The sequence below is a fragment of the Nostoc sp. DSM 114161 genome, assembly GCF_052692665.1.
Window position 1 is genome coordinate 3602133 of the sequence record NZ_CP195141.1, and the last position, 24748, is coordinate 3626880.

Below are 24748 nucleotides of genomic sequence, written 5' to 3' on the forward strand. Positions count from 1 at the left end.
ATTTTTGATAATTAGTATTAAATTTGCTTGTTCGCTTTTATTAGTTGATATTGTTATTCGGCTGAATGGCAACCTGTACTTGCAAGTTAGTTAAGTTTGCAACTTGTTTGCTAGCTTGGGGATCGAGTGCAATTCTCACTTCAACAACTTTGCGATCGAGGTTTTCTCCAGGTTCGCCGCTAGTGACTTCTTGTTGGATCACCTGTAGTCCAATCAGCCGAACGGTTCCGCGCAACTGTTGGGAGAACGACTCACTCGAAATCGTTGCCTGTTGACCTTCACGAACTTTGCCAATATCAGTTTGATATATCTCTGCGATCGCTTCCATCGAACTGGTTTGTCCGAGTTCGGCAATGCCTTTTTCGCCAACGACTTCTCCGGGTTTGGCCTTAATATCGAGAATGCGACCTGCTATAGGTGCGCGGATATAAACTTCAGCGAGATCGGCTTCAGCTTTTTTGGCTGCGGCGATCGCTTTATTAACCTCAGCCTCAGCTGCTTGCACGTCTACCGGACGTACCTCAGCAATCTTATTTAGGTTTGCCTTAGCTTGCTCGATTTGCTGCCGTAGGGTATCTACACTCTTATTTTGGTTAGCTCTAGCTTCGGTAAGCTGTGCTTGCGCTGTTTCTAAAGCAAGTTGTTTTCGATCTACTTCCACAGCAGAAATCGCGCCATTTTGGTAAAGCGAGGAATAGCGACTATACTCAGTATTGGCAGTTTTAACTTCGGCTTGCCAGCGAGAGATGGTGGCATCTCTAGTAGATATTTCGCCCTTTAACTCTTCTTCAAGGCGATCGATTTCAGCTTTTTGGGCGGCAATCTCTCCAGATTTGGCGCCAGCTTCCACCTTGGCTAACTCTGCTTGGGATACTTTGACTTGTGCTTGTGCTTCCAGTAGAGCATTTTGCAGCCGATCGCGCGAATCCATAATGGCGATCGCTTGACCGGCTTTAACGCTACCGCCCCGCTGTACGAGTAGTTCGGCTACGCGATCGTTGCTTAAGGTAGCAGGCACGGATACTTTGATAACTTCCGTTGCTGGTTCTATCCGCCCTAAAGCAGTAATTTCTTCAATCTTTGGTCTGGGTTGCACAACTTCAACAGATTTGTTGGTTGGTTTTGATTGAGAAACACCGTAGAAAGCGATAATTCCTGTAAGGGCACTACCAGCAACAACTACAGCCAGCATCCATTGTGTTGAAGGTTTTGAGAGCGATTGTAAATTCATGTCAATCCTTCAAATTTCAGCGAGGACTTTAGTAAAATTGTCCTTGGTCATTAGTCATTTGTCCTTTGTAAATACGAATGCCAAATGACGAATGACAAATAACTAATGACAAATAACTAATGACAAATGACAAATGACGAATGACAAATGACGAATGACAAATGACAAATGACCAATGACAAATGACAAATGACATTCTTATGTTTTGACGGCAACAGTTAAACTACAAGAGATGTCAGGCTTGCCCAATCTTGAGGCTTTAAGAATACTTCGTATAACTCGGCTTCTGGGGTGTTTGGTTCGGGTTGATAGCCGTATTCCCAACGCACTAATGGAGGTAAAGACATCAAAATCGACTCTGTGCGTCCGTTAGTTTGCAACCCGAAAATCGTGCCGCGATCGTAAACTAAATTGAATTCAACGTAGCGTCCGCGCCGATATAATTGAAAATTACGTTGGCGATCGCTATACTCCATTGACTGCCGCCGCTTGACAATTGGCGTGTAAGCAGGTAGAAAAGCTTTACCGCAATCTTGTGCGAATGCAAATAATTCTTCCCAATTGCGGGTTGCTGGGATGCCAACGCGATCGCTGTTATATGCGGCTGTTCCTTTGGGATCGGGGCCTCGGTAAAGCTGACCTTCACCGTCTTGATAGTCAAAAAAGATGCCGCCAATGCCCCGCATTTCTTGACGGTGTTTGAGATAAAAATACTCGTCGCACCAAGGTTTAAACACTGGATAATATTCGGGATCGTGCGCGTCACAAGCCTGCTTTAATGTGTAATGAAAGTGAGCTGCATCTTCAGCAAACGGATAGTAAGGCGTTAAATCGATGCCGCCGCCAAACCACCAAACCGGGCCAGCTTCAAAGTAGCGGTAGTTGAGATGAACCGTTGGCACGTAAGGATTGCGCGGATGCAATACCATTGAAGTTCCGGTGGCATAAAACTGATGTCCATTAGCCTCTGGACGTTGTGCCAAGATTGAAGGCGGCAAATGAGAACCCCAAACTTCAGAGAAATTAACTCCACCTTGCTCGAATACTGCACCATCGCGGATGACGCGCGATCGCCCGCCACCTCCTTCGGGTCGTTCCCATGCATCTTCAGCAAACGTGCCTTCGCCATCTAGCTGTTGCAAACCCTGACAGATTTCGTCTTGCAGCTGTCGCATGAACTGGCTGACTCTAGCCTTGGCATCAACTGGAAGTAGAGGTTTGGATTGAGTTGCTTGAGGAGTTAAAGTAGTGTTCATGAGTAATACCTATTTTTCCTATTCCTAATAGCAAACATTTTTGTTTAGCCTCCTAACTTCTTAGATCCCCCTAAATCCCCCCTTAAAAAGGGCGACTTTAAGAGACTCTTTGTCCCCCTTTTTAAGCTACGGTGTATACACAAGTCTCAAGTAGTTGATAAATCCTGGTTTTACCCCACCCTAACCCTCCCCTTATAAAGGGGAGGGAACTAGATTTCTTTTTCCCCCCTTTATAAGGGGGGTAATTCGACTTGTGTATACACGGTAGCTTTTTAAGGGGGGTTGGGCGGATCTAAGACTTTGAAAACACGCCCTAGCCCTTCTTAAAAAGGCTACCGCGTACACAAAAATCTTTTAGAGTTGTTGGGTTACGTAGGGAAAGTTAATTTTTGCAGGTCGATGCATCAAAGTTGCAGGTCGATGCATCAAAGTTGCAGGTCAATGCATCAAAGTTGCAGGTCAATGCATCAAAGTTGCAGGTCGATGCATCAAAGTTGCAGGTCGATGCATCAAAGTTGCAGGTCAATGCATCAAAGTTGCAGGTCGATGCATTAAAGATAAAACTTTAAGAACTCTTGGTGTTCTTGGCGGTAGCCTACGGCAAACTGCTGCGCGATTAAGCAAAGTTGGCTATTTTTGAGTAAGTCCTATCCTAAAAGAAGAGAGGCTTTGAATCTTACTCCCATTCCCTTGTAAGGAAGGGAGTTAGGTCTGTATTGTACTCAACTAAGAAGCGCCATATCAAAAATTTACTGCTTCAACACAGGCAAAAACTTGCGAATTAATCCGATTATTACTTCCGGCACTTCCAGTTCTGGATTCAACCCAACATTTTCTAGTTCGATAAATGCTTGGATTGCTTGTGGATTTAGATTTGCAAGGCGACGCCCTACATCCGGCCCTGTAAACTTCGCTTGGTTTCCCCAAATAAAGATGGTAGGCGTTGTCAATCTTGGAATGTATTCTGATAGATCGAAGGATGAGTTACCTTGTAAAAATGACAAAGCAGCATACTCGGCATTTGGCTGCTGCGCCGATTGCACAAAAGCTTCTACAATTTCGGGAGAAAGACGATTGGGTTGAGCAAAAACTCGCTCAAAAAAGTCACGAATGCCAAAGCTGCTGACTTGTCCTGCATAAAGAACGCGATCGAGAATAGGAACACTGGCAATTTGAGCGAAAAAACTATTGCTATAGTATTGTCTAAAGTCTTTAATGCCTGACGGAAGCGTAAGAATGAGCGATCTAAAGAGGTCGGGACGTTTGACCGCGGCTCGGATTGCAAAAGCTCCAGTTAGGGAAGAAGCAATTATTGTTACAGGGGCTTGGCACGTCTTCTCGATGAACTCAATTAGCATTGCGATGTAGTCGCCTGGAAGATAATTTTGTTCAAGACGATCCGATCGCCCCCAGCCAATCAAGTCGGGTGCCAACACTCTATAATCTCCTGCAAATGCTGGATACACCTTCGACCACCCGTAGGCAGATGCTCCACCTCCAATACCGTGGAAAAATATCAAAGTTTCGTGTAACGTGCCCGATGGCGTATCGCCCACTCCATCGGTTGCCCAAAGTTCACCTTGGTTAGTGTAATAAGCCATCTTTCCCAAGCTAATTAAAACGGAGCGTTGCACAAAACCGAGTGGAATGAACATAATAAATTCCTCCTCTACACGAACGACATGAAATCGAAACTAGAAAGTTTAATTGCCAAGTTTTGCTAACCAACGGGCAGCATCTTTGGCATGATAGGTGAGAATCAAGTCAGCGCCAGCCCGTTTAAAACCAGTCAATGTTTCCATTACCACCCGTTCTTCCTCAATCCAACCGTTGAGGGCAGCAGCTTTAACCATCGAGTATTCGCCAGAAACGTTGTAAGCAGCAACGGGTAGATTACTTGCTTCTTTGACGCGCCAGATAATATCCATGTAGGCCAAGGCTGGCTTGACCATTAACATATCTGCGCCTTCGGTAATGTCGAGTTCGATTTCTTTTAAGGCTTCACGACCGTTACCAAAGTCCATTTGGTAGGTTCTGCGATCGCCAAATTGTGGTGTAGACTCAGCAGCATCTCGGAAAGGCCCGTAGTAAGCCGAAGCATACTTGGCGGCATAAGATAATATCGGCGTATCTTGATAACCCGCTTCATCTAAACCCGAACGAATGGCTTGCACGAAACCATCCATCATTCCCGAAGGCGCGATGATATCTACGCCAGCTTTGACTTGCGAAACTGCCGTTTTTTTCAGCAATTCCAGTGTCGGATCGTTGAGAACGCGCCCAGTTAAATCACCTACTTCTAAATAACCGCAGTGTCCGTGAGTAGTGTATTCGCACAGACAGGTATCGGCAATGACGATTAATTCTGGGACTGCTTGTTTGACGGCGGTGGCAGCTTGCTGCACGATGCCGCAATCGTGCCAACCGCCTGTTGCCTCTGCATCCTTGTCTTCAGGAATGCCAAATAAAATAATGGCTGGAATGCCGAGGTCGTAGACTTCCTTCGCTTCTTCCACGATTTTGTCTACAGAAAGTTGGTAAACTCCGGGCATGGATTTAATTTCATTGGCGATCACCTTACCCGGTACGGCAAAAAGCGGGTAGATTAAATCGCTGGTTGTCAGGATCTTTTCGCGCACCATCCGCCGCAATTGGGGATGGCTTCTCAGCCGACGCGGGCGATGAATTGGAAACATAATATTAAAATGAACGATGAAATAGCCAATAGACTTCTTACAAAAGTGTGGTAAGGGGGAAAGCAGCTCACAAAAAATCCTTTCCCTTTAATCGCATTTTTCCCCTGCCTCCCTGCTCCCCTGCTCCCCTGCCCCCATGCCTACTTAGTTGCAAGCCCCTAACTCCGCTGGACTGTCTGGAAAATTTCAGTCAAAATCTCTGTTGCTCCTTGTTGCCGCAAGTTATGAGCTAATTGAATACCTAAATTTTCCGCTTCGCTAGCAGTGCCTGTAACAGAATTTTTGACTAGACGTTTGCCATCGACGCTGGCGACTAATCCTGTTAATGTAAGATTATTGTCGTCGAGTTGCGTATTAACACCGATTGGTACTTGGCAACCGCCTTCTAATTCTCGCAAGAAGGCACGTTCGGCTAAAACGCGATCGCGGGTGGGAACGTGTTCGATTGCTTTGAGTAATGACAGTACTTGCAAATCCTCAGCGCGGCATTCAATCCCTAACGCTCCCTGACCGACGGCATAAAGAGAGAGTTCGGTGGGCAGAATTTGATGAATGCGCTCGCTCATTCCCAATCGCTGCAACCCTGCTGCTGCCAAAATCAGCACATCGTACTCTCCATCATCCAACTTTGCCAAGCGCGTATTTAAGTTGCCGCGCACGTCCTTAAAAGTAAAGTGGGGGAAGTGATAACGCAATTGTGCAAGGCGGCGTAGGGAAGAAGTACCGATGACTGTGCCTTCTGGCAGGGTATCGATTTGCTTATCTTTGTGTTTTTCATGCACAACTAAAGCATCTGCCGGATTTTCCCGTTCTGTTACGGCTGCTAACGCCAATCCATCTGGCAAACAAGTAGGCAGATCCTTGAGAGAGTGAACCGCAAAGTCAATCTCCTGGTTGAGCATTCCTAATTCGAGTTCTTTGGTAAATAGTCCCTTATCGCCAATCTTGGCTAATGCCACATCCAAGATGTTATCGCCTTGGGTGGACATGGTGTGGACTTCAAAGGAAATATCGGGAAAGTGCTTTTGGAGTTGTTCTCGAACCCAGTAAGTTTGTACGAGTGCGAGTTGGCTTTTACGAGAACCGATGCGGATGGTACGAACGGGAGTCGAGATGTGAGATGAAGCGGGTTGAACTGGAGTCATAACTTTTAGTTAAGATCGTTTGACGAGTAGCTGAGTTGTTTGACTGTCTCGAAAAAGAAAGCAACATTCTCTTCGGGAGTGTTCTGTAAAATCCCGTGACCGAGATTGAGGATGTGCTTTTGGTTCCCCGCTTTGCGGATCGTGTCGAGAATGCGATCGCGGATCAGTTCTTTAGTACCAAACAACACGCACGGATCGATATTTCCTTGGACTCCAATATTTGCACCAAGTCGCTGTCGCGCCACTGCCATATCCACAGTCCAGTCTACGCTGACGATATCAACACCCGATTGCGCCATTAACTCTAAAATTCCAGCACTGTTGTTGATATACAAAATCAGGGGTGTATCCGGGTGTGTTGCTTTAACCTGTTGCACGACTCGTTGCAGGTAAGGTAGAGAAAACGTCTGGAAATCTTCAGGGCTGAGTTGTCCCGCCCAAGAATCAAACAGTTGCACGACTTGGGCACCGGCATCAATTTGGTAGCGGGCGTAAACTGCGATCGCATCTGCCAGTTTCCCTAAGAATTGATGCAGCATTGCAGGTTCGCAAAAAGCCATCTTCTTAATAATGGCGTAGTCTTTCGAGCTTTTACCTTCAATTGCATAAGCAGCTAATGTCCAAGGTGCGCCCACAAACCCCAAAACGGTAGCTTGAGTGTTAACTTCTTGGCGTAGCGTCCTCAGAATTTGCTGCACGAAGGGTAAAGAAGCTTCGGGTTCGAGGGCAGTCAGCGCCTCAATTTGTGCTGGCGTGCGGATTGGTCGCTCGAATATCGGCCCTTTACTTTCAAGAATATCAAACGAGATACCCATACCAGGCAACGGCGTGAGGATATCTGAGAACATAATCACCCCGTCGGGTTGGAAGGCATGGAAAGGTTGCAGCGAGATTTCCACGGCTAGATCGGGGTTTTCGGAGCGATCGCGAAACGAAGGATACTTCTGACGCAAATCTCGATAAACTTTCATGTAGCGACCTGCTTGGCGCATCACCCACACCGGAGGGCGATCGAGTACTTCACCTCGCGCCGCTTGCAGTAACGTATAACTCCCCATGTATTTCTCCCTGAATTTAATAATTTGAGCTGAAGTTAAAAATTCTGGCGTTGCATAAATGCAGGATGAATTGAGATTGTTAGCCTAATACGGTTTAGTTAAGGCTAAATTTTTTTAACGAACCGCCAAGGACGCCAAGGACGCAAAGAGAAGAAAGAAATGCTTAACTGAACCGTATTGCGTTATGGATGGAAGAAATAAGTCAAATCCTCTTCCCTTCTGCCTTCTGCCTCCTGCCTCCTGCCTTGTTTCTGAGGAGAAGGTTGGATTAAATTTCCGTTCGAGTTGTTTGATGGGTTTCGATCGGGTTTCATACCCCATCCCATCGCCAAACATTTTTGCCGAAGTTTGCGATAAGCAAGAGATAAATTATCGCAAGGAACGTGAACTTCGTCTGACAACTTATCTGGAACTGCCATCGGATATTCAGACTCAACCACTCCCTTATCTTCCATCACAACTTTGTAAGCTGCCCGCTGAAAGATGCCATCAGCCCAAGGGAAAGTTAAAAAACTGCGGAACTGAATTCGCTTAGTAATGGTGGTGCGATCGTCAACAGGAACGTGAACAGTAAAATTAACTAGCTTGCCACGACCGAAGTCAACCACTAAGCGCGTGATATTGGGCATATAAAAGCCCAGAGTCACCTTTACATTAGCTTTCAATGGGCGAAAGACAAAGGCGAAAATGTCTTTGGCTTTGGTATAATCTCGGACATTAACTTTAGCGTGACCTTCCCACTCCCCGATATTCAGCTCGTAATCTTCCATTTTTTGCTCTAATGCAAACCCATTCCCGAAAGACTTGGAATGAATAATAGATACGTGAGACATATCCATATCATTCTCTAGCGTGCGGGTGTAGTGAGCGTTGAGTTCGTATTCAAAGAAAATTTTCTGTAACCTTGGGTCTTCAAATTCTGGCAATGGTGGGATTGGCGGACGTTCTTCTTCTGGTAAATCACCATAAAATAGCCAGATAAAACCGTATTTTTCCTGTATTGGATAGCTATCTACACGAGCATTCTTAGGAATAGGAATTCCGGGTTGATTAGCAGGAATATTAATACATTTCCCATCTGCTTGAAACTTCCAGGCATGATAGGGGCAATAGACACAATCATCTTTTACCCAACCGAGAGATAAGGCAGCGCCACGATGGGGACACCGATCTTGTAAAGCGATTAGTTGTCCTTTAGCGTTACGGTAGAAGACAAATTTCTGATTTAATATCCGAACTTGCTTGGGCTTTGTGGTAACGGCGGCGCTGAACTCACAAGCGTACCAGAAGTTTTTTAACATACTTGCTTCCTGTTATTGCTATTAAGAATCATGGAGTTTCTTAAGTTACGCTTTGAGCAATAACTTCTTCAACTTTTGCATGGACTTCAATACTTTCAAGTCTCATTTGAGTAACATTGATGTTTTTTGCTGCTATCTCTACGGTGCTGATTGATAAAGAGGATGTTTGGGCAACAACATTAGATTGCACCTCTGCCGTATCTAGATTAAACAACACTTGTAGAACCTGGAGGACAAGACGTTGAGCTTCCAAATCTCGCTGCGTCCGCAATTGCACCATTGGTTCGTGGAGAATTTTGTTGATAATCCTTTGAGTTAGGGCTTCGACGGCTTCTTGATGTTTTTTAGCAAAATCAGACCCCATACGCGACAAAGCTTTTTCTAACTCTTGTTCGCGAATTTTTTCCATTTTGTCTCGCAAACAGCTAATAATGGAAACAGTTTCTCGCGATCGCAACCAAGTTTGAAACGCTTCTAAATCCACTTGGATTAATGCTTGCGCCTCTATTGCCATTTGCCTGCGACTTTCTTGATTCTGGGCAACAACGGTTTTTAAATCATCAACATTAAACACCCGAACGTGAGGCAACTCATTAACGTCGGCATCAACGTTACGAGGCACTGAAATATCAACCAGCATCAAAGGCTGTTCGGGTTGCAATGCAGCTTTGAGTTTGGCTCTATCAAGCAAGGGTTCAACTGAAGCAGTGCTAGTAAAAACTAAATCTGAAGCTGCCACTAATGACATCAATTCAGCAAGCGGATAATATTGCACTCCAACATCACTAAATTGATTCGCCAATTCCTCGGCGCGTTCGACGGAACGATTGACAATGGAAATTTGAGTTGCGCCTTTAGCGATGAGATGTTGTACCAGTCGCCGAGCCATGTTACCAGCGCCGACAATTGTCACTCGACAAGCCGATAACTTCTCTACTTTGATTTGGGCTAATTCTACTGCCGCAGAGCTAACCGAAACCGCACCCGTACCAATTGATGTCTGCGTTCTCACCCGCTTTGCAGTGGTAACAGCTTGCTTGAACAACTGATTGAGGATGCGTTCGCCTTGATTGTGTTGCTGAACTAATTGGTAGGCGTGTTTAACTTGAGCCAGAATTTGTCCTTCTCCCAACACCAAGCTATCTAAACCAGAAGCAACTTGCATCAAATGTTTAACAGCATCTTGCTGTAGCAGAGTAAACAAGTATTGATGTAAGTCTGAAAAAGGCAGTTTACTGTACTCGCAAAGAAACTCCGTCACCTCAGCAGCTGCTCGGTCTATCTTGTTGACAACTACGTAAATTTCTAAACGATTGCAAGTGCTAAGAATAGCAGCTTCTTCAATGTGAGAGTATTTACACAGTTGGGCGATCGCGTTTTCAATTTGCTCCTCTGGAATACTCAGTTTTTCCCGAATTTCAACTGGAGCTGTTTTATGACTAAGACCTACAAGTGCAATATTCATGTTTCCTCTTTTGAAGTTTGTCCTCTTCTAGAGCCTCGGTCAAGTAATATGGATGGTGAATTAGAGTTGATTTTAAACAAGATGATTGAGAAGTGACTTATACTGCGATCGCAGATTTTGTAGCAACTTCCTTAACAAATTGGTTTTCCGGTTGGGCAATCTGTTCGTATTCAAAAAAGCCAGAGTTAAATGTCCCTTTGGGATCGTACTTCCTTTTAATTTCATTAACTTTTGGCCAGTAATCGCCAAATTGGCTTTGCCACTGTTGAATAGTAAAATCTATCCAGCAAGTTAAATATCTTTTTCCACCCATTTCTAAACTCAGATTACTCAGCTTTTTCAATTCAGCTAAGATGGGTTGAACTTGCGATTTTGGAATGCTGGGATAAATTCCAAACCCAATAATCAGTTCTTCCTCTTTTGGTAAACTAAACATCGGCATCTTATTATTGCGGTTTACCAAACAAAAGCAGCCCATCTGCGCTTTACTAATATCGAGAAAAGAAGGCAACTGTTTGAGAGCCGTTTCGATGTAATCTTTAGCCGATGAGGCCGGAAGAAAAACATCCATCCAAGGGTGAGCAATATCCTTGCTATCTACTTGAATCATTGGTTCAATGAATTTTTCAAATCCCAAGTCTTCAGTATGAATATGACGATAGAAATTTAAGCCAGCAAAAATTTCTTTATCATCAATAGCATCAGGAGAATTTGCTTCAACAGTAATCCGCAACGTGTAAAACCACTGAATCAAAGGTTGCATTATTCCTGTTACTCTAGATAATCCTTGCAAACAGGGAACTGGGAAAGATACGAGATGATCTACTCTTTGTTCGGTTACTAAAATCCGTTTGTCATGCAAAAGAGCATCTAGGTTGTCATAGAACAGTAAATAAGTGCGAGTTTGAGAGGGGAAAATTCTAAGTTTGTGCTGAATTTGGGTAATAATTCCAAACTGACCGTAACCGCAAAGTACGTGATTAAAAAGTTCGCTGTTTTCTTCAGGCGAACACCAGAGAATCTCGCCTTCTGCGGTTACAACTTCTACACCAAGACAATTATCAGCTTGATTTCCATAAAGAAAAGAGGCTGCACCTATACCACCCGCAGAATGAGTTCCTCCTACAGAAACACCAAAATAATTGGTTAATACAGGAGGAACTAAACCATCAGGAATACAAGCATCGATTACTTGATTCCAAAAAGTCCCCGCATCAGCTTTAAACCAAAGTTGCTCTTTTTGGATATCTCGAATTTTATCGAGATTTCTCAGATTTAAAACGATTCCATCTTGGTTTAAAGACTGACCGCCTAAGGAATGTCCCGCAGCACGTGAAGAAACTACTAATCCTTTTTGAGCGGCATATTTAACAGTTTGGGCAATATCGTTAGCGTTTTGAGGAGTGACAACAACTTGAGGAGACTTTTGGAATATACCACCAAAATCTTGAGAAACTTCTGTCAAAATTTCTGAAGCGTTGCTGACTTCACCTGCAATCAAATGCTTGAGGTCTTGAATGATGCCATTCATAAAAATTACGATCCTTTAGAAAGAGACGTTTTTAAAAGATTTATCCCAATCTGCAAGATTTTAGGAGTCAAGCGAATCAAATCGAGAATATGAGAGAATAAGTTGGGTGATTTTTGTGGCTTTACTTCTAACCCTTTGACAGGTCTTTCATACTTGAACATACAAACGCAGTCACCATCTGCCTGTTTACTAATAATTGCGGCTTTCATCCCAGGAAATGCTCTCCTGGTTGCTTCTTGTTCCATCTCACAAATAACTCGGCAAGGACTTTCAAGCCCATATTCTTTGGCAATTGTCAGAACCGGACAAACTCGTTGAATTTCTAGTGCAGCATCTTTTCCTGGTTGGGAAATATCTACAACTTGCATTTTGAAGCCCATGATCCGAAAGATCGGAATTGCATCGGTAAAGCCTTTGGCTATGGTGGTATTGTCAATGAAAGCACCCATGAACGCCTTTTGATGAGCGGGGTAGGCTAACATCATTTGTTCAAAAGCTGCATCTTCTCCAATTTCATCTGCCAGCTTTTTGTAGGCTGCAAATCGATTCCTAAACATACTTACTGCTTTAGAAGAATCCATTTGCATCACGTCGTTCATGGTAATGTCGCCAATACCTATAACGTTGTCCATTGGCACTTCTCCGTATTTTTTACTAATTTGAATGGCTTGGAAAAACGAGGTTATCAATGGGCGATCGCTGCTATATTGAAGATAGCGATCGCCATCAACTCTTTTGCTCATAAATTCTTCCGATTGACTACATAAACTTGTCAATCAAATCTTTGGTATCCTGCTCAAAGATGGAGTTTATTATCCTGACTAATTCAGGGCTAGCATGTCCTTGGCGATTCAGGACTAGCATGAATAGAACTCCATAAGTATAGTAAAACGAGCGTCAACGCTAGATATCTGCTAAAAAACATACACAGGAATACAATGTCAACTTCCCGCAGTTGTTCAATGGAGAAATAACTCAACCATTGAATTGGTAAAAATTTGGTAATTTCAGTTTTGAAGTTGACGACTTCAGTTGAGTTAGACCCACGAAATGATTTGTTAATTTTTAGCCAAATACTCGTCGGCAATTTTTCCATAAACACCTTGTAACTTCCTGTTTAGAGGCTATCTCTAAATAAATGTGAAGAGTAAAAATTAGGCGCTTCTTATACCATTTCACTCAATTTTCGATCCAAATTACTTTTCTTATTTCCCTGCAATCTGTATCAATCTTCAGGTCAAACGGCATTAGGATTTGGGTAGCCATGTTTTCAAATCTGCTGTTAACGCCTTTACCAAAAAGGGGAAAAGGGCAAAAATAAAGAACTTTTCCCCACAAGTTATGGAGCAAGTGTTTTTAAATATGGAGAACAAAAAAGAAGATTGAACAGACACGTAGTGCGTTCGCCCTTGGCGTCTCGCACAGAGAAAAATCAGTGTCTATATTTGCAACCCCTGCTTTTAAGGGCAGGGCTTTCCTTTCCCCTTTACCTTTCCCCCTTTCCCTTTCTTTATACCCACTCTTGGGGATTCCTCAGTACCTCTAGAAGCTTTGCTTCTTCGCTATCAGCAGCGGGTTGGTCGTTATAGTTCCAAAAAGCTTCTCCAGGCATACAATTAAGGACACTTTGGGTACTCACGATGCCGCTTGCCAATCCGAATCGAACACCTCTGTCATGCAGAAGAATAAATTCGGCATAACGTCCGCGTCTGATGCGCTGCCAATATTTCTGCTCTTCGGTAAACTCTATATCCTTACGTTGTTTGACAATCGGAAAATAGGCAGGAATGAAAGCTTCAGAACAAGTTTTTACAAAGGAAAGTAGAGTTTCGGCATCGGAATCTTGTAAATTGTCAAAGAAAATTCCACCTACACCTCTACACTCACTGCGATGAGGAAGATAAAAGTATTCATCACACCACTTTTTCAAGCGTGGATAGAGTTCTGCATCGTGTTGGTCGCAAGCTGCTTTATGTACTTGATGAAAATGAACTGCGTCTTCTTCAAATAAGTAAATTGGTGTTAAATCACCTCCACCGCCAAACCACCAAGAACCAAGTTCAGTACCATCACCCAATTGGAAGTACCGATAGTTAACGTGTGCTGTCGGCACCATTGGATTATATGCATTAATCACAACACTAGTACTTGTCGCGAAGAAAGAAGTACCTTTTTCATCTGGCGTTATAGTTGTTGGGTCAGCCATCACAACATCCGATCCTCGGAAGGTGACACCAGGAGGTAACTCACCCTGCATTGATACGTAGTTGATACCTACTTTTTCAAATACATTGCCACTCCGCAGCGACTTGTCGATATAGATAGCACCGTTACTATTTTCACCTTGTACCCATTGTCCTATCTCATCTCTTGTCCAGCGTTGTTCGTGAAGTTTACTTCCATCTATTTCCTCAATAGCTTGGCAAACATTATCGAACATATCTAACAAAAAACTTTCAACTCTATTACTAACTGGTGGTTGCTTGACTGCTGGATTTTCAAGAATTTGAACCATGACAACTGACCTCGTTGTGACTAAATAATTATTTGCAAAAAAATCAATCTTGGAGTCTATAAAAATTGGAAGTTACTTCTCAACCTTTCATCTTGAGATTTCATTAATTAACTGTGTTTGCCTTGTAGCAAAACTATGGGAAGGAAGGAGCTAGGATTTCGCGTTACCTAAGTCCTTTCGCTATCTATTTTTTTACTTTAGTCAGATTTTTACTAGTGAAGATCTAGACTTTTAGGAAAATTATAAAGAAAATATTAAGAATGAAATGCCCAGCTTAGAGAAGAAAAATCAGATAATTTCAATAGCTACAACCAGTCAGACTTCAAATTAGTATTTGGCATGATTTTAATTTAACTAAAAAATAAGTTATTTTTAGCTTATTCTTAACTTAAGTATAATCACTATCTCAGTCTTTAGATAGACGACAGAATATTATTGTAAAATTACTAGCGTTTATACGAATTTTTTAGCTTTTTCAAGATTGGGCAATTCCAGAAAATAAAATATACAACAAATCAAAATAATCATTTTCACAACTGACAAATCGGTTGCCGTGCAAGATAAACATCTGTACTCAAGAGTAACAAATGGGTGTAGCGAGCAGAATTCTAAACCTTTTTAATGTACCAAGCCTAAATTATTTGTGAGAAAAACTAAGATAAACGATCGATGAGAAAGGACATTCAAGACTAAAATTCTCACGAACCAACTAGTATTGCTATAGAGCTAATTGCTCAAAAATTGCATCAGTTTCAGGTATTTTTTTGAGGTTTAATTTTGGCAATCCCCTTGAGGTGATACCCTAAATCATTTAACTTGACACGAATTGTTTCTGAAGTTGGTAATTCTTCATCATTATAACCAAATTTCTCAATCAATTGATGCCTCACTTCAGCCGCAGAAAGGCGTATATACAGTCTTTGGCTTGGAAGACTTGGATCTATTTGGCTTTGTGAATCGATTAATTTTTTGATATCTTCTAAAAGATTAGGCAGTTTTACTTCTGCTTTATAACGCCCTCTACTGCGATAGTTATCTAGGCAAGTGATACTAGTAGTTAATTCTTTAATTCCTTTACTAATAGTTACACGATTCCACCCTAACTCTCGCTCGGCTAGAGACTGTCCTCCGTGTCCTAATGCTACAACTGTTCGTGCTATAAATTTACGTCTGTCTGCACCTTTTAATTGCTGTGCGGTTTCCTTCAACAACTTTTTCAGTGAATCTGTTAATTGCATTGACACCTCTGCCCACCCAGAAATTCAACCATCATTGAATCTAATACAAAAAAGGGTAATAAACTAGCCGTTGGCGGCCTCTCCCTCCCATTTGGTAATGATTATTGTTAAAATTGTATATTTTATTTTCTGGATTTTCCCTGGAATACGTGCAGTTTTGTGAGTAGTAAATAACTTTTTTCTTAACTTCACTAGTCTTTACTGGTGAAATTTTTTAGAAAACTTACCCTAGATAGCAAAGTACTTTTGAACTTTCGTTCTTGTAACCTGGATGTATAAGGAGAACCTAGAGGCATATGCGGTGATTAAAGGTAGTATGCCGAAAGCGCTTAAGTTTCGGTTTAAAGCCCTCTGTGCACAAAATGGATTAAAGATGAGCGAAGTTTTGGAAGTATTGATCGGCCAATGGGTACAGGCTGAGGGGCCAACTTCTTCTTTCATGACTAACACCTTGGATGAGAACCAAGACAATATCACATACATCAAGGCATATATTCCCTCCTCCCTCAAAACACAATTTAAAGTTCTTTGTGCTCAAAGAGAGGTTATGCAACGCTTTATCCTCTACAACCTTATTCGTGAATGGGTAGAAACAACCCATGAAAGAAACTTGCCATGAATCTATTATTCCGTTCAACTAACATCGACAAACCTAACAAAAGTAACCAATTAAGTCTAAAGAGCAGTAATCCCTTTATCCAACTGATATTTAACAGGGACAGTATATCTAAGACTCGCAAGCTTCTAGATAGAGCTATAATATTTGCTGCGAAAAATACATTACCAAACTGCAAGCCACCTGCCTTAACTCCCTCCCGCTGGATTTGGCAACTTGCCGCTTCTTACCATTTAACTCACTCTACTGGAGTCTTAATGGAAGAAGCAGCTCAACGCTTTGCTGTATTGGGACGTTGGAGTTTAGCACAGTGGGCAGCCCAGAAAGCTCGTGAAGAAGAAGGCCACGATCGCCTTGCCTTACTTGATATTCAGTCGATGGGATATGAGGCGGAAGCTGTAGTAAAAGCACTCATCCCTCCGAATGCTATTGCTTTGCTGAGTTTCTTCACTCAGAGCGTAAAAGCAGCAGATCCAATTAGTTGCGTTGGGTATTGCTACACTATGGAACGTCTAGCAATGAATATCAAAGCAGAGCATATCCAACTAGTGGAAGCGATACTACCACCTAATACACATGCTACTCGCTGCCTGCGAATGCACAGCTGTTTAGGTGGTGACGTAAAGCATGTGGAGGAGACAGTCAAAATAGCGGCAGCACTAACTCCAGAGGAGCGCACTAGCATAACTGTCGCCTGCTATGAAACTGCGCTGTTGTACTTCAACTCGCTGAAGGAGAAGTATATATCAGAAGTGGAATTACAGCAGATATTGAATCAGTTCAAGTTAGATGCTTGTAGTAAGAATAATTCTATTCTTGAACACATTTGCTAGTGCAAATATCGCTAAACAAAGATTAATTTGTTGGCGTTACAGAGAAAGCGGGATGATTTAGGATAAAAACTCTTTGCCTGCTTCCCCTGTACAAGAATTGCTTGCCAAAATTTATCCACTTGTTGTGGAACCCCAATTTGTTTAACCAATTCTTAATCGCATACTTCAAACAACCTGAGGAAAATACAATGAACGTCGCAATTACAAGCTTTGGACAGCAAATTTTCGGCTGGAAATCTTTCGGTTACTTTTTAAAGCACAACTTCAAGACTTGGTTTCAAGTTCCGAATGACGACGAAATTGAACTGGAAGAATTTTTGAAAAATCAATTCGGCCAAGGACTATTTTTTAATATTCCTTCCTCTTTCTAAGCTGACTTTTCACGGAATGTGGAAAAGGGAAAATGGTTCGCGTAAATTATACGCGAACCAATCCTAGAGAAAAATTACTGTTAATTTTAGATATTATACTTCTTGCAAAAGTTACTTAAGAAGATTGGGTTTAGGCTTGCAAGACTTAAACAAAATAGGAAAAAATGGATTCTCTGATATTTACTATTAATTGATTCCAATTTAATTTCTTACGCACCTTGATAACCTGAGTACATAGCTTTATATGCTAATCACGGAGTAAAAGAGCTTAACTTATATTTCTCTGTTTGTAAAACATTACACTCGCATTGCGGTCTATTATGTACCCAAACAATTTGGGAACCATCAAATAACGGAATTTCTACTTGCCACCACTCCCCACCCCGTAGGCGACGATACCAGCGAAAGTTTGAGTAAGCCCAATCCAAAAATTGCATAAGCTAATCTGAAGCTATCTTGTGCTTGGTGTCAGCGACTTTATGTCTACCCCCGTATAGGGTTAGCGTTATCAAAACAGAATTTAGGAGTCAGTCGTCAGAATTCAGTATGAATTCTGTACGCGTGGCGGATAGAGCAGCGATTCGCCGTGTCCGCGAGCATCTGAATAAACGGGTATAAAACCCCCAACTTTGTTGAAATTTAGTGGTCTACAATGAGTGGGGGATTAACCCGCCACTCATTGATTCTGACGCCTGAATTATTCTTCAATGTTTTATTAAATTCAGGGAGAAAAATAGTTAAATTAGCTCCCTGATTTTTATTATTAATTGAGCAATATTTAATTTTTTACAAAGCACTGCGACGATTTAGCAAGTTCCACAAGAAAACAGCGATAATTGCGCCAAGAACTGCTACTGCAATACCAGGAATGCTGAGTGTGGGGGCGGCTAATGTCAAGGTTCCTGTACTGAAGAATACACCCAAACTACCACCAACAAAAGCACCGATAATTCCTAATATGATTGTTCCTAGAATTCCGCCACCTTGATGACCGGGGTAGATAGCTTTTGCAATAGCACCAGCGATTAAACCTAAAACAATCCAAGCAAGAATATTCATTGTTTTAATTTGATAAACGTTTTTGATTGATGAATACAGAATAGCAATCCAAACATTGACATTGAATCTACCAGCAGAACCAATTATTAATAGCCTTGAGGATGAATGCTATTACTTCTCGTGATGAATTACCTAATTAAATGAATGATTTGCCAGGCTAGTAGGGTGCGTTAAGCGTTGCTATAACGCACCGAAAGACATGGTGTCCTGCGGCTAATCTGTACTCTCTCAAAGTCCTAAATCCTTGCTCCCGCAGTAACACGCCCTACCTTAATACTTAGTTTATAAATAGGCTCTGAATGCCAGAAATAGTAATACTTTGACCTCCTACCTCCTGCTATACACCAGATGTAATGCGTTTGTAGCGTTTACGTTCTGTTGACCACTTGTTACATGCTTGTGTAACTGTTTGTCTGTCTTGTTGTGATAAAAGCTCATCTGGTTGACTGTAAGCTAAAATTTGTGCTGCTTTTCGAGCTTGTTCGTACTCCACACCGTATTTGACTAATTCTGTATGAAATATTTTTTCTTTTTCCTCAACTGAGATCCAAAAATTCTGCTGCATAAACTAAGGTTTAAAATATGGTTGTCAAATTACATCTAACCTCTTCTACAATCTCTGTTGTTCTTTCGCCGGACTGATTTGACAACCAGACCAAGATAACTTTTGATTTCTAATATTACAAATATTAAAGTTTTTTAACTTTAGCTTAAGAATATTTGAAAAACTGACAAGATTATGACGTTGGGGAAGCGATACACCATGATTACATCGAATTGTCACTACCAAACTCAGTTGGAATTCATAATAAAGCACTAAGAAAGTTGCTATCGTTTTCCCAGTACAAAGTATTTAATAATACCAACTAAAGCTTAAAGGTTATTGCTTGGGTGAGGTTACTACCCCCTTACACCTAACATTTGCCTCCTGACAAGAGCATGGCCAGACTGAACATCAAACCAGTGAATATCTTCAAGAGGCAAGGTCAGTATAATCTCCTCAGTACTCCAATTTTGGTCTGTTGGTAACAAAGCGCGTAGTATAATTTCTTCAGTTTGTGAACCTTCGACCTTGATACTGACTAAATAGTGCATACCCAAGTTTTCTACTAGATACACTCGTCCTTGAATAGTTTGGGTATCACCGGGTTGGGCAATGCGAACGTTTTCTGGGCGGATACCTAGCACAATCTGGGATGGTACAGTTGGTATATCTGGCAAAGGGACTTGGAAATTACCTAGTATAGCGTATCTTTCTTTACAAAGTAGAGTCAGCAAATTCATCTGAGGACTACCAACAAATCCAGCTACAAATAAATTAGCTGGATGGTTATAGATGATTTCGGGCGGGTCAAGTTGCTGGACATAACCATCGTTGAGCAAAGCTACTTTCGTGGAGAGTGTCATCGCTTCTGTTTGGTCGTGGGTAACATAGACTACAGGGACTTTTTGCTCTGCAAAAATTTGCTTGAGGTCGGCCCGGACTCGTTCCCGCAAGAGCGCATCCAAGTTACTTAACGGTTCATCTAGCAGGTACACATCGGCGTTACGCACCAAAGCACGGCCGACTGCAACACGCTGTCGTTGGCCTCCAGACAATTGACCAGGCTTGCGGTTGATTAACTCTGCTAATCCTAAAATTTCTGCCACTTCTGCCACTCGCTGTTTAATTTCTGGAGGTGGTACTTTTTTGAGCTTGAGTCCAGAAGCGAGGTTTTCGTAAACTGTCATGTGCGGATAAAGTGCATAGCTTTGAAATACCATTGCGATGTTGCGATCGCCTGCTGATTTATAAGTGACATCCACGTCGCCGATTTTAATCTGACCGCGAGTCGGTTCTTCCAGACCTGCAATCATGCGGAGGACAGTGGATTTGCCACAGCCAGAAGGGCCAAGTAAAGTCAGAAACTCATGGTTATCTACTGTTAAGCTAACGTCTTTGACTGGGACGACTTTGGAAGTATAGGTTTTATTCAAATTTTTGAGTTCGAGTTTAGCCATTTTTTATTTGTTATTTGTCATTGGTCATTTGTCATTTGTCATTTGTCATTGGTTATTCTTCTTTGTCCCCTTGTCCCCTTGTCCCACCCTTATCCTTTGACAGCACCAGCAGTCAGACCTTGGACAATCCGGCGCTGGAAAAACAAAACTAGTAAAACCAGAGGTAACGTTCCTATAACAGTAGCAGCAGCGATCGCACCGTAGGGAATTTCAAATACTGTTGCACCACCCAACTGAGCCGCAGCAACGGGAATTGTCTTCATTTCTTCACGGGTCATAAACGTGAGAGCGAAGATAAACTCATTCCAGGCAAAAATAAAAGTGAGAATTCCAGTAGTCACTAAGGCGGGAAGGGTCATAGGCAACACGATTTGCCACAGTAGTTGAAAGGTGTTGTAGCCATCGACCCTAGCAGAATCTTCTAAGTCTTTAGGCAATTGTTGGAAAAAGCTTCTCAGAACTAGAATTGTCAGGGGTAAATTGATGGCAGTGTATGGTATAATCAACGCCAGATAGTTGTTCCCCAGTCTGAGGGCTTGGATAATTTCTAACAGTCCCAGGAACAACAGAATTCCAGGAAATAAAGTCACCATCAAAACGCTAGCGAGAATAGCTCGTTCGCCCCAAGGGCGTAACCGTGCCAAGGCATAGGCGGCGGGTGCGCCGATAGCTAAAGCCAAAGCTGTAGAAGTAATCGACACAAAGGCACTGTTAAAGATGTAGCGCCAAAATGGACGACGAGTGAATAACTCAATGTAATGGCTAAAAGTGAATCGCGTAGGGAAATAAACAGTCGGAACGGCGGCAATATCTTCATTAACTTTAAACGAGGTCAGCAATTGCCATAGGGCTGGCGCTAGGCTGAATAACATTACGAATGCAACAGCTATTAAAAGCAAGATTTTTTTCACAGAAAACCTGGTTTTTGCTGTTGGTTGTGGAGTCGAACTCATGGTTAAATAACTCCTGATGTTTTGGCGCGGGATTTATTAAGTAAGAAACTAGCGATCGCCACCGCAGCAATTAATATTAGAAATGTCACTACTACCAGAGCCGCTCCATAACCAAAATCTAAGTAGCGCATCACCGTTGAATAGATGTATAGCGACACCACTTCAGTTGCACCACCAGGCCCACCCCCGGTCATCACCGCAATCAAGTCGAAAATACCGAAAGCTTGAGCAAATCGAAATAGCACTGCAATTAAAATTTGTGGCAGCAGCAGTGGCAGAGTAATATTGCGGAAGCTTTGCCAAGGATTTGCCCCATCGACAGAGTAGGCTTCGTAAAGGTCTTTTGATATCGACTGCAAACCAGCCAACAGCAGAATACTGATAAAAGGTGTAGTTTTCCAAACATCAGCAAAGATCGCTGCGCTCATAGCCAGAGTTGGATCTCCTAACCAGTTAATTCCAATTTTAATCAGCCCTAACCGCCGCAGAATATCGTTGACAACCCCAAACTGGTCGTTAAAAATCCAAGCCCATGCCAGACCAATCAAAGCCGTAGGCAAAGCCCAAGGTAGAATGGCAGTTGTCCGCACTATGCCCCTTCCAAAAAACGCCTGATTGAGAACTAGAGCAATCAAAAGTCCTAGCAGTAGTTCTAAAAGCACGGATGCTGTTGTGAACGTCGTCGTTGCCCACAAACTCTGCCAGAAACGACCATCCCCCACCATCCGCACATAATTATCCAAACCAGAGAATACCGGTTGTAGTTCCGTTCCCAAATTCCTAGTGAATACACTTAACCAGAACGCTCGTAAAATGGGATAGGCAAATACAAACAACAACAGCAATAATGCTGGTGTTAGTAATATCCAAGCAGTCCGTTGTTCCCGGCTTCGGAGTGTAATATTAGTCATTTGTCATTGGTCATTGGTCATTGGTCATTTGTCATTTGTCATTTGTCATTTGTCATTGGGTACTGGTCATTGGTCATTGGTCATTTGTCATTTGTCATTTGTCATTGGGTACTGGTTATAATTTTTTCCCCCTGCTCCCCTGCTCCCCTGCTCCCCTGCTCCCCTGCCCCCTGCCCCCAGTAGTCGCCGCGTTTCATTAGCAGCAGCTTGCATTGCTCGTTCTGGATTTATCCTACCGGATAGCGCAGCGCTGAGATAACGCTGCAAAATATCGGATGTCTGGGCATATTGGGCAACAGGCGAACGTAAAACTGCATTGTCCACAACCTTTAGTAATTGGGGGTAGTGAGGGTATTTGGCAACAATCTCTGGGTCTGTAAATAAATCCCGGCGACTTGGCACATAGCCTGCACTCAAAATGAATCGGCGCTGTGCTTCCCGACTGGTAAAGTACTGAATTGCTTTCCAAGCTTCTTCGGGATGTTTAGAAGATTTAGAAATCCCTATACCCCAGCCTCCTAAACAAGCTGCACCAGTTTTACCAGGAGCATGAACCATCGGTTTAATTGCTATTTTGCCTTGAATTGGCGAATTCTTTTCTTGGGCTAAAGGCCATGCATAGGGCCAGCTACGTAAAAACGCTACTTGACCGCTTTGGAATAAGCGTCGGGTGTCTTCTTCTTGGTAGGTTGTAACTCCAGGAGGAGAAACGCCCTGGCTGACGGTACTACGCAAAAATTCAATAGCCTGTAATGTTTCTGGTCTATCCAGCCCAACCTCCAACGTTTCCGGATTAACCCAGAAGCCACCAAAGCCATTAAGGACTTCTACAAACATTGCCACGAGTCCTTCATATTGGCGTCCCTGCCAAACATAGCCCCAATTCACCTTGTCTTTCTTCTGCAAGGTTTGGGAAATTTGGAGCAAATCTTCAAAAGTTTCTGGCGGTTTCAATCCTGCTTCTTTGATTAAATCTTCCCGGTAGTAAAGCATTCCCACGTCGGAACGCATGGGAATGCGATATAGTTTGTTCTGGTAACGCCCGCCTTCTACATCCTTGGGTGAAAATGCTGCCAACTCTTGCTTGGAAATGCGATCGTCTAAGGGTAGTAACCATCCAGCAGCAGCAAACTTGGGCGTCCAAATAACGTCCATATTCACCAAGTCATAAGGGGATTCACCTAGTATAAAAGATGAGGTGTAGAGGTCTTCGAGTAAATTTGTGGCATTGGGCCCCTCAACTAAGTTAAGCCGAATGCCTGGGTTCTCAGCCTCAAAGTCCCTAATCAAACCCTCCTTCCAAGGTTGGGCATCAGGGGCGGTAATTAACATATTGAGGGTAACTGGTTCTTGCGGGAGTGCTACCCAATTGAACAATACGATCGCCAACAGAATTGTCAGAAAAATTCCTATATCCAAAAACCAAGTTTTTTGGATGAATTTTTGTAGCTTGTTTATTGGCTTTTGATACAACATTATCAATGTAGCGATCGCTAGTAGTAATAATTATATAGTTACAGCAGTTTTCATTTGCATGAGGTACAGAGTAACTGTTGCAAGCAGGAGGCAGGAAGGAAAAGAAGAATTTCTGGCGTTGCTGAATCAAGGGATGATTCTTGTGGGGTGGGTCGAAAAGCCCGCCCGAAAATACAAGGGACGGGCTTTGCGACCCATTCCACAAAACTAGTAAAATCATCCCACAAAGGGAGCAACGCCGAAAATCATTACCAGAAAGAGTGACACAAGAGGGTTATACCTGTTGCAACAACTTGATATACGTAGATATGGACATACAATTTAGCCCTGTCACATTTTCTGAGATTCGTGAAGCGGTGCAAAGCCACCTTGCGGCACTCCCTGCACGCATTGATTCGTTCCTGGAGAAACATATCCTTGCGTCGCACCATTATCACATCTTCATTGCTCGCCAATCTGCCGGCTTTGCGTCAATTCATGGTGAAAGTTTGCTTACCCAATTTAGCCTGACCGATCGACATAAGCGCTATGGACAAGCCGTGTTTCAGCAACTACGCAAGCTAGAACACGTCTCTGCGGCACTCGTTCCAACGTGCGATGAGTTTTTTCTCGCTCATGCGCTTGATGATTACCGCCAACTTACAAAACAAGCATACTTTTTCAATGTCGTTCCAAATCAAGACCATACAGCAACTCAATCATTTTCGTTGCGCTTGGCTAACCCCGAAGATATTCCCTTCATTCAACAGCACGCGGGTGAGTTTTTCACGCCTGTCGAGAAGCATCTCGCAGCACACACACTGTTTCTGGTACGATCTAGCGATGAGTATGTCGGATTTGGGTTGATTGAATCGAGTAGCCTTTATGGTGATGTCGCCAGCATCGGTATGTACACGATCGAACACTTTCGGCGCACTGGTATCGCAACTGCCACAATCACGTTATTAATAGAGGAATGTCGGCGACGGAAACTACACCCAATTGCTGGGTGCTGGTATTACAACCATCTGTCAAAGAAGACTTTGGAGCGGGCAGGTATGTTCGCCCAAACAAGGCTGCTAAAAATCGATTATTAGTTAAAGGCTTATTCAG

The 24748-nt window shown here is 42.8% G+C and carries 23 protein-coding genes and 1 pseudogene; 5 read left to right on the forward strand and 19 right to left on the reverse strand.

Translation table 11 applies throughout. From position 1 onward, the window contains the following. Nucleotides 1-40: 40 nt before the first annotated feature. Nucleotides 41-1231 carry an ABC exporter membrane fusion protein gene (locus tag NSTC745_RS15720; protein ID WP_445637962.1) on the reverse strand — a complete coding sequence of 397 codons (1191 nt, stop codon included), beginning with the start codon at nucleotides 1229-1231 and terminating at the stop codon, nucleotides 41-43. Nucleotides 1232-1449: 218 nt separating this feature from the next. Then, nucleotides 1450-2487 carry an oxygen-dependent coproporphyrinogen oxidase gene (gene hemF, locus NSTC745_RS15725; protein WP_445637963.1) on the reverse strand — a complete coding sequence of 346 codons (1038 nt, stop codon included), beginning with the start codon at nucleotides 2485-2487 and terminating at the stop codon, nucleotides 1450-1452. Between the two features lie 389 nt (nucleotides 2488-2876). Between hemF (NSTC745_RS15725) and NSTC745_RS15730 the strand changes: the two genes are divergently transcribed. Next, nucleotides 2877-3056: a hypothetical protein gene (locus NSTC745_RS15730; RefSeq protein ID WP_445637964.1), complete on the forward strand. Its 180-nt coding sequence runs from the start codon at nucleotides 2877-2879 to the stop codon at nucleotides 3054-3056. A 180-nt stretch (nucleotides 3057-3236) separates the two neighbouring features. Here NSTC745_RS15730 and NSTC745_RS15735 read toward each other — a convergent pair whose 3' ends face one another. The 10 genes and pseudogenes from NSTC745_RS15735 to NSTC745_RS15780 all read right to left on the reverse strand — a co-directional run. Continuing rightward, complete coding sequence (locus NSTC745_RS15735) at nucleotides 3237-4142, reverse strand: alpha/beta fold hydrolase (protein WP_445637965.1); 906 nt, start codon at nucleotides 4140-4142, stop codon at nucleotides 3237-3239. Nucleotides 4143-4190: 48 nt separating this feature from the next. After that, a complete protein-coding gene (hemB, locus tag NSTC745_RS15740) occupies nucleotides 4191-5183 on the reverse strand; it encodes a porphobilinogen synthase (protein ID WP_445637966.1) in 993 nt (330 codons plus the stop codon). A gap of 158 nt (nucleotides 5184-5341) precedes the next feature. Beyond that, nucleotides 5342-6328: a hydroxymethylbilane synthase gene (gene hemC / locus NSTC745_RS15745; RefSeq protein WP_445637967.1), complete on the reverse strand. Its 987-nt coding sequence runs from the start codon at nucleotides 6326-6328 to the stop codon at nucleotides 5342-5344. Nucleotides 6329-6333: 5 nt separating this feature from the next. After that, entirely contained in the window at nucleotides 6334-7386 is a 1053-nt protein-coding gene (hemE, locus tag NSTC745_RS15750) for a uroporphyrinogen decarboxylase (protein WP_445637968.1), read from the reverse strand. 182 nt (nucleotides 7387-7568) lie between these two features. Next, nucleotides 7569-8687: an aromatic ring-hydroxylating dioxygenase subunit alpha gene (locus NSTC745_RS15755; RefSeq protein WP_445637969.1), complete on the reverse strand. Its 1119-nt coding sequence runs from the start codon at nucleotides 8685-8687 to the stop codon at nucleotides 7569-7571. 40 nt (nucleotides 8688-8727) lie between these two features. Then, a complete protein-coding gene (locus NSTC745_RS15760; RefSeq protein ID WP_445637970.1) occupies nucleotides 8728-10152 on the reverse strand; it encodes a glutamyl-tRNA reductase in 1425 nt (474 codons plus the stop codon). 97 nt (nucleotides 10153-10249) lie between these two features. Next, nucleotides 10250-11683, reverse strand: coding sequence for an FAD-binding protein (locus NSTC745_RS15765; protein WP_445637971.1), 1434 nt, complete (start codon nucleotides 11681-11683; stop codon nucleotides 10250-10252). 5 nt (nucleotides 11684-11688) lie between these two features. Further along, nucleotides 11689-12426, reverse strand: coding sequence for an L-2-amino-thiazoline-4-carboxylic acid hydrolase (locus NSTC745_RS15770; protein ID WP_445637972.1), 738 nt, complete (start codon nucleotides 12424-12426; stop codon nucleotides 11689-11691). A gap of 767 nt (nucleotides 12427-13193) precedes the next feature. Beyond that, entirely contained in the window at nucleotides 13194-14198 is a 1005-nt protein-coding gene (gene hemF, locus NSTC745_RS15775) for an oxygen-dependent coproporphyrinogen oxidase (protein ID WP_445637973.1), read from the reverse strand. 724 nt (nucleotides 14199-14922) lie between these two features. Beyond that, nucleotides 14923-15436: pseudogene (locus NSTC745_RS15780) on the reverse strand (ISAzo13-like element transposase-related protein); the annotation flags it as partial. A 301-nt stretch (nucleotides 15437-15737) separates the two neighbouring features. Here NSTC745_RS15780 and NSTC745_RS15785 point away from each other — a divergent pair. The 3 genes from NSTC745_RS15785 (at nucleotide 15738) to NSTC745_RS15795 (ending at nucleotide 17256) form a co-directional block, all read left to right on the forward strand. Continuing rightward, on the forward strand, nucleotides 15738-16055 hold the full coding sequence (locus NSTC745_RS15785; protein ID WP_445637974.1) for a hypothetical protein: 318 nt from the start codon (nucleotides 15738-15740) through the stop codon (nucleotides 16053-16055). After that, nucleotides 16052-16885 (forward strand): hypothetical protein, encoded by an 834-nt coding sequence (locus NSTC745_RS15790; protein ID WP_445637975.1) that lies wholly within the window; start codon nucleotides 16052-16054, stop codon nucleotides 16883-16885. The genes NSTC745_RS15785 and NSTC745_RS15790 overlap by 4 nt, the downstream gene beginning before the upstream one ends. A gap of 188 nt (nucleotides 16886-17073) precedes the next feature. Then, nucleotides 17074-17256: a hypothetical protein gene (locus tag NSTC745_RS15795; RefSeq protein ID WP_445637976.1), complete on the forward strand. Its 183-nt coding sequence runs from the start codon at nucleotides 17074-17076 to the stop codon at nucleotides 17254-17256. Between the two features lie 251 nt (nucleotides 17257-17507). Here the strand turns inward: NSTC745_RS15795 and NSTC745_RS15800 are convergent, their stop codons facing one another. From NSTC745_RS15800 to NSTC745_RS15830, 7 genes are all read right to left on the reverse strand, one after another. Beyond that, nucleotides 17508-17693: a hypothetical protein gene (locus NSTC745_RS15800; RefSeq protein WP_445637977.1), complete on the reverse strand. Its 186-nt coding sequence runs from the start codon at nucleotides 17691-17693 to the stop codon at nucleotides 17508-17510. 349 nt (nucleotides 17694-18042) lie between these two features. Then, a complete protein-coding gene (locus NSTC745_RS15805) occupies nucleotides 18043-18315 on the reverse strand; it encodes a GlsB/YeaQ/YmgE family stress response membrane protein (protein WP_445637978.1) in 273 nt (90 codons plus the stop codon). Nucleotides 18316-18652: 337 nt separating this feature from the next. Continuing rightward, nucleotides 18653-18880, reverse strand: a complete 228-nt coding sequence (locus NSTC745_RS15810; RefSeq protein WP_445637979.1) for a hypothetical protein — start codon at nucleotides 18878-18880, stop codon at nucleotides 18653-18655. Between the two features lie 335 nt (nucleotides 18881-19215). Continuing rightward, the gene (locus NSTC745_RS15815) at nucleotides 19216-20316 is read right to left on the reverse strand and encodes an ABC transporter ATP-binding protein (protein ID WP_445637980.1); all 1101 of its coding nucleotides are present in this window, start codon (nucleotides 20314-20316) and stop codon (nucleotides 19216-19218) included. Between the two features lie 89 nt (nucleotides 20317-20405). Beyond that, the gene (locus NSTC745_RS15820) at nucleotides 20406-21269 is read right to left on the reverse strand and encodes a carbohydrate ABC transporter permease (protein WP_445637981.1); all 864 of its coding nucleotides are present in this window, start codon (nucleotides 21267-21269) and stop codon (nucleotides 20406-20408) included. 2 nt (nucleotides 21270-21271) lie between these two features. Further along, nucleotides 21272-22180 carry a carbohydrate ABC transporter permease gene (locus NSTC745_RS15825; RefSeq protein WP_445637982.1) on the reverse strand — a complete coding sequence of 303 codons (909 nt, stop codon included), beginning with the start codon at nucleotides 22178-22180 and terminating at the stop codon, nucleotides 21272-21274. An 87-nt stretch (nucleotides 22181-22267) separates the two neighbouring features. Next, complete coding sequence (locus NSTC745_RS15830; RefSeq protein WP_445637983.1) at nucleotides 22268-23656, reverse strand: ABC transporter substrate-binding protein; 1389 nt, start codon at nucleotides 23654-23656, stop codon at nucleotides 22268-22270. A gap of 308 nt (nucleotides 23657-23964) precedes the next feature. Here NSTC745_RS15830 and NSTC745_RS15835 point away from each other — a divergent pair, with 308 nt between their 5' ends. Continuing rightward, on the forward strand, nucleotides 23965-24732 hold the full coding sequence (locus tag NSTC745_RS15835) for a GNAT family N-acetyltransferase (RefSeq protein WP_445637984.1): 768 nt from the start codon (nucleotides 23965-23967) through the stop codon (nucleotides 24730-24732). Nucleotides 24733-24748: the final 16 nt, after the last annotated feature.

Excerpts from the sequence above, each read along its gene's own strand:
- NSTC745_RS15760 (WP_445637970.1), bottom strand. The coding sequence starts at position 10,152 with ATGAATATTGCACTTGTAGGTCTTAGTCATAAAACAGCTCCAGTTGAA.
- hemF (WP_445637973.1), bottom strand. The coding sequence starts at position 14,198 with ATGGTTCAAATTCTTGAAAATCCAGCAGTCAAGCAACCACCAGTTAGT.
- NSTC745_RS15770 (WP_445637972.1), bottom strand. The coding sequence starts at position 12,426 with ATGAGCAAAAGAGTTGATGGCGATCGCTATCTTCAATATAGCAGCGAT.
- NSTC745_RS15835 (WP_445637984.1), top strand. The coding sequence starts at position 23,965 with ATGGACATACAATTTAGCCCTGTCACATTTTCTGAGATTCGTGAAGCG.
- NSTC745_RS15810 (WP_445637979.1), bottom strand. The coding sequence starts at position 18,880 with ATGCAGCAGAATTTTTGGATCTCAGTTGAGGAAAAAGAAAAAATATTT.
- NSTC745_RS15805 (WP_445637978.1), bottom strand. The coding sequence starts at position 18,315 with ATGAATATTCTTGCTTGGATTGTTTTAGGTTTAATCGCTGGTGCTATT.
- NSTC745_RS15825 (WP_445637982.1), bottom strand. The coding sequence starts at position 22,180 with ATGACTAATATTACACTCCGAAGCCGGGAACAACGGACTGCTTGGATA.
- NSTC745_RS15755 (WP_445637969.1), bottom strand. The coding sequence starts at position 8,687 with ATGTTAAAAAACTTCTGGTACGCTTGTGAGTTCAGCGCCGCCGTTACC.
- hemC (WP_445637967.1), bottom strand. The coding sequence starts at position 6,328 with ATGACTCCAGTTCAACCCGCTTCATCTCACATCTCGACTCCCGTTCGT.
- NSTC745_RS15720 (WP_445637962.1), bottom strand. The coding sequence starts at position 1,231 with ATGAATTTACAATCGCTCTCAAAACCTTCAACACAATGGATGCTGGCT.
- NSTC745_RS15735 (WP_445637965.1), bottom strand. The coding sequence starts at position 4,142 with ATGTTCATTCCACTCGGTTTTGTGCAACGCTCCGTTTTAATTAGCTTG.
- NSTC745_RS15795 (WP_445637976.1), top strand. The coding sequence starts at position 17,074 with ATGAACGTCGCAATTACAAGCTTTGGACAGCAAATTTTCGGCTGGAAA.
- NSTC745_RS15830 (WP_445637983.1), bottom strand. The coding sequence starts at position 23,656 with ATGTTGTATCAAAAGCCAATAAACAAGCTACAAAAATTCATCCAAAAA.
- NSTC745_RS15820 (WP_445637981.1), bottom strand. The coding sequence starts at position 21,269 with ATGAGTTCGACTCCACAACCAACAGCAAAAACCAGGTTTTCTGTGAAA.
- hemF (WP_445637963.1), bottom strand. The coding sequence starts at position 2,487 with ATGAACACTACTTTAACTCCTCAAGCAACTCAATCCAAACCTCTACTT.
- NSTC745_RS15800 (WP_445637977.1), bottom strand. The coding sequence starts at position 17,693 with ATGCAATTTTTGGATTGGGCTTACTCAAACTTTCGCTGGTATCGTCGC.
- hemE (WP_445637968.1), bottom strand. The coding sequence starts at position 7,386 with ATGGGGAGTTATACGTTACTGCAAGCGGCGCGAGGTGAAGTACTCGAT.
- NSTC745_RS15765 (WP_445637971.1), bottom strand. The coding sequence starts at position 11,683 with ATGAATGGCATCATTCAAGACCTCAAGCATTTGATTGCAGGTGAAGTC.
- hemB (WP_445637966.1), bottom strand. The coding sequence starts at position 5,183 with ATGTTTCCAATTCATCGCCCGCGTCGGCTGAGAAGCCATCCCCAATTG.
- NSTC745_RS15790 (WP_445637975.1), top strand. The coding sequence starts at position 16,052 with ATGAATCTATTATTCCGTTCAACTAACATCGACAAACCTAACAAAAGT.
- NSTC745_RS15815 (WP_445637980.1), bottom strand. The coding sequence starts at position 20,316 with ATGGCTAAACTCGAACTCAAAAATTTGAATAAAACCTATACTTCCAAA.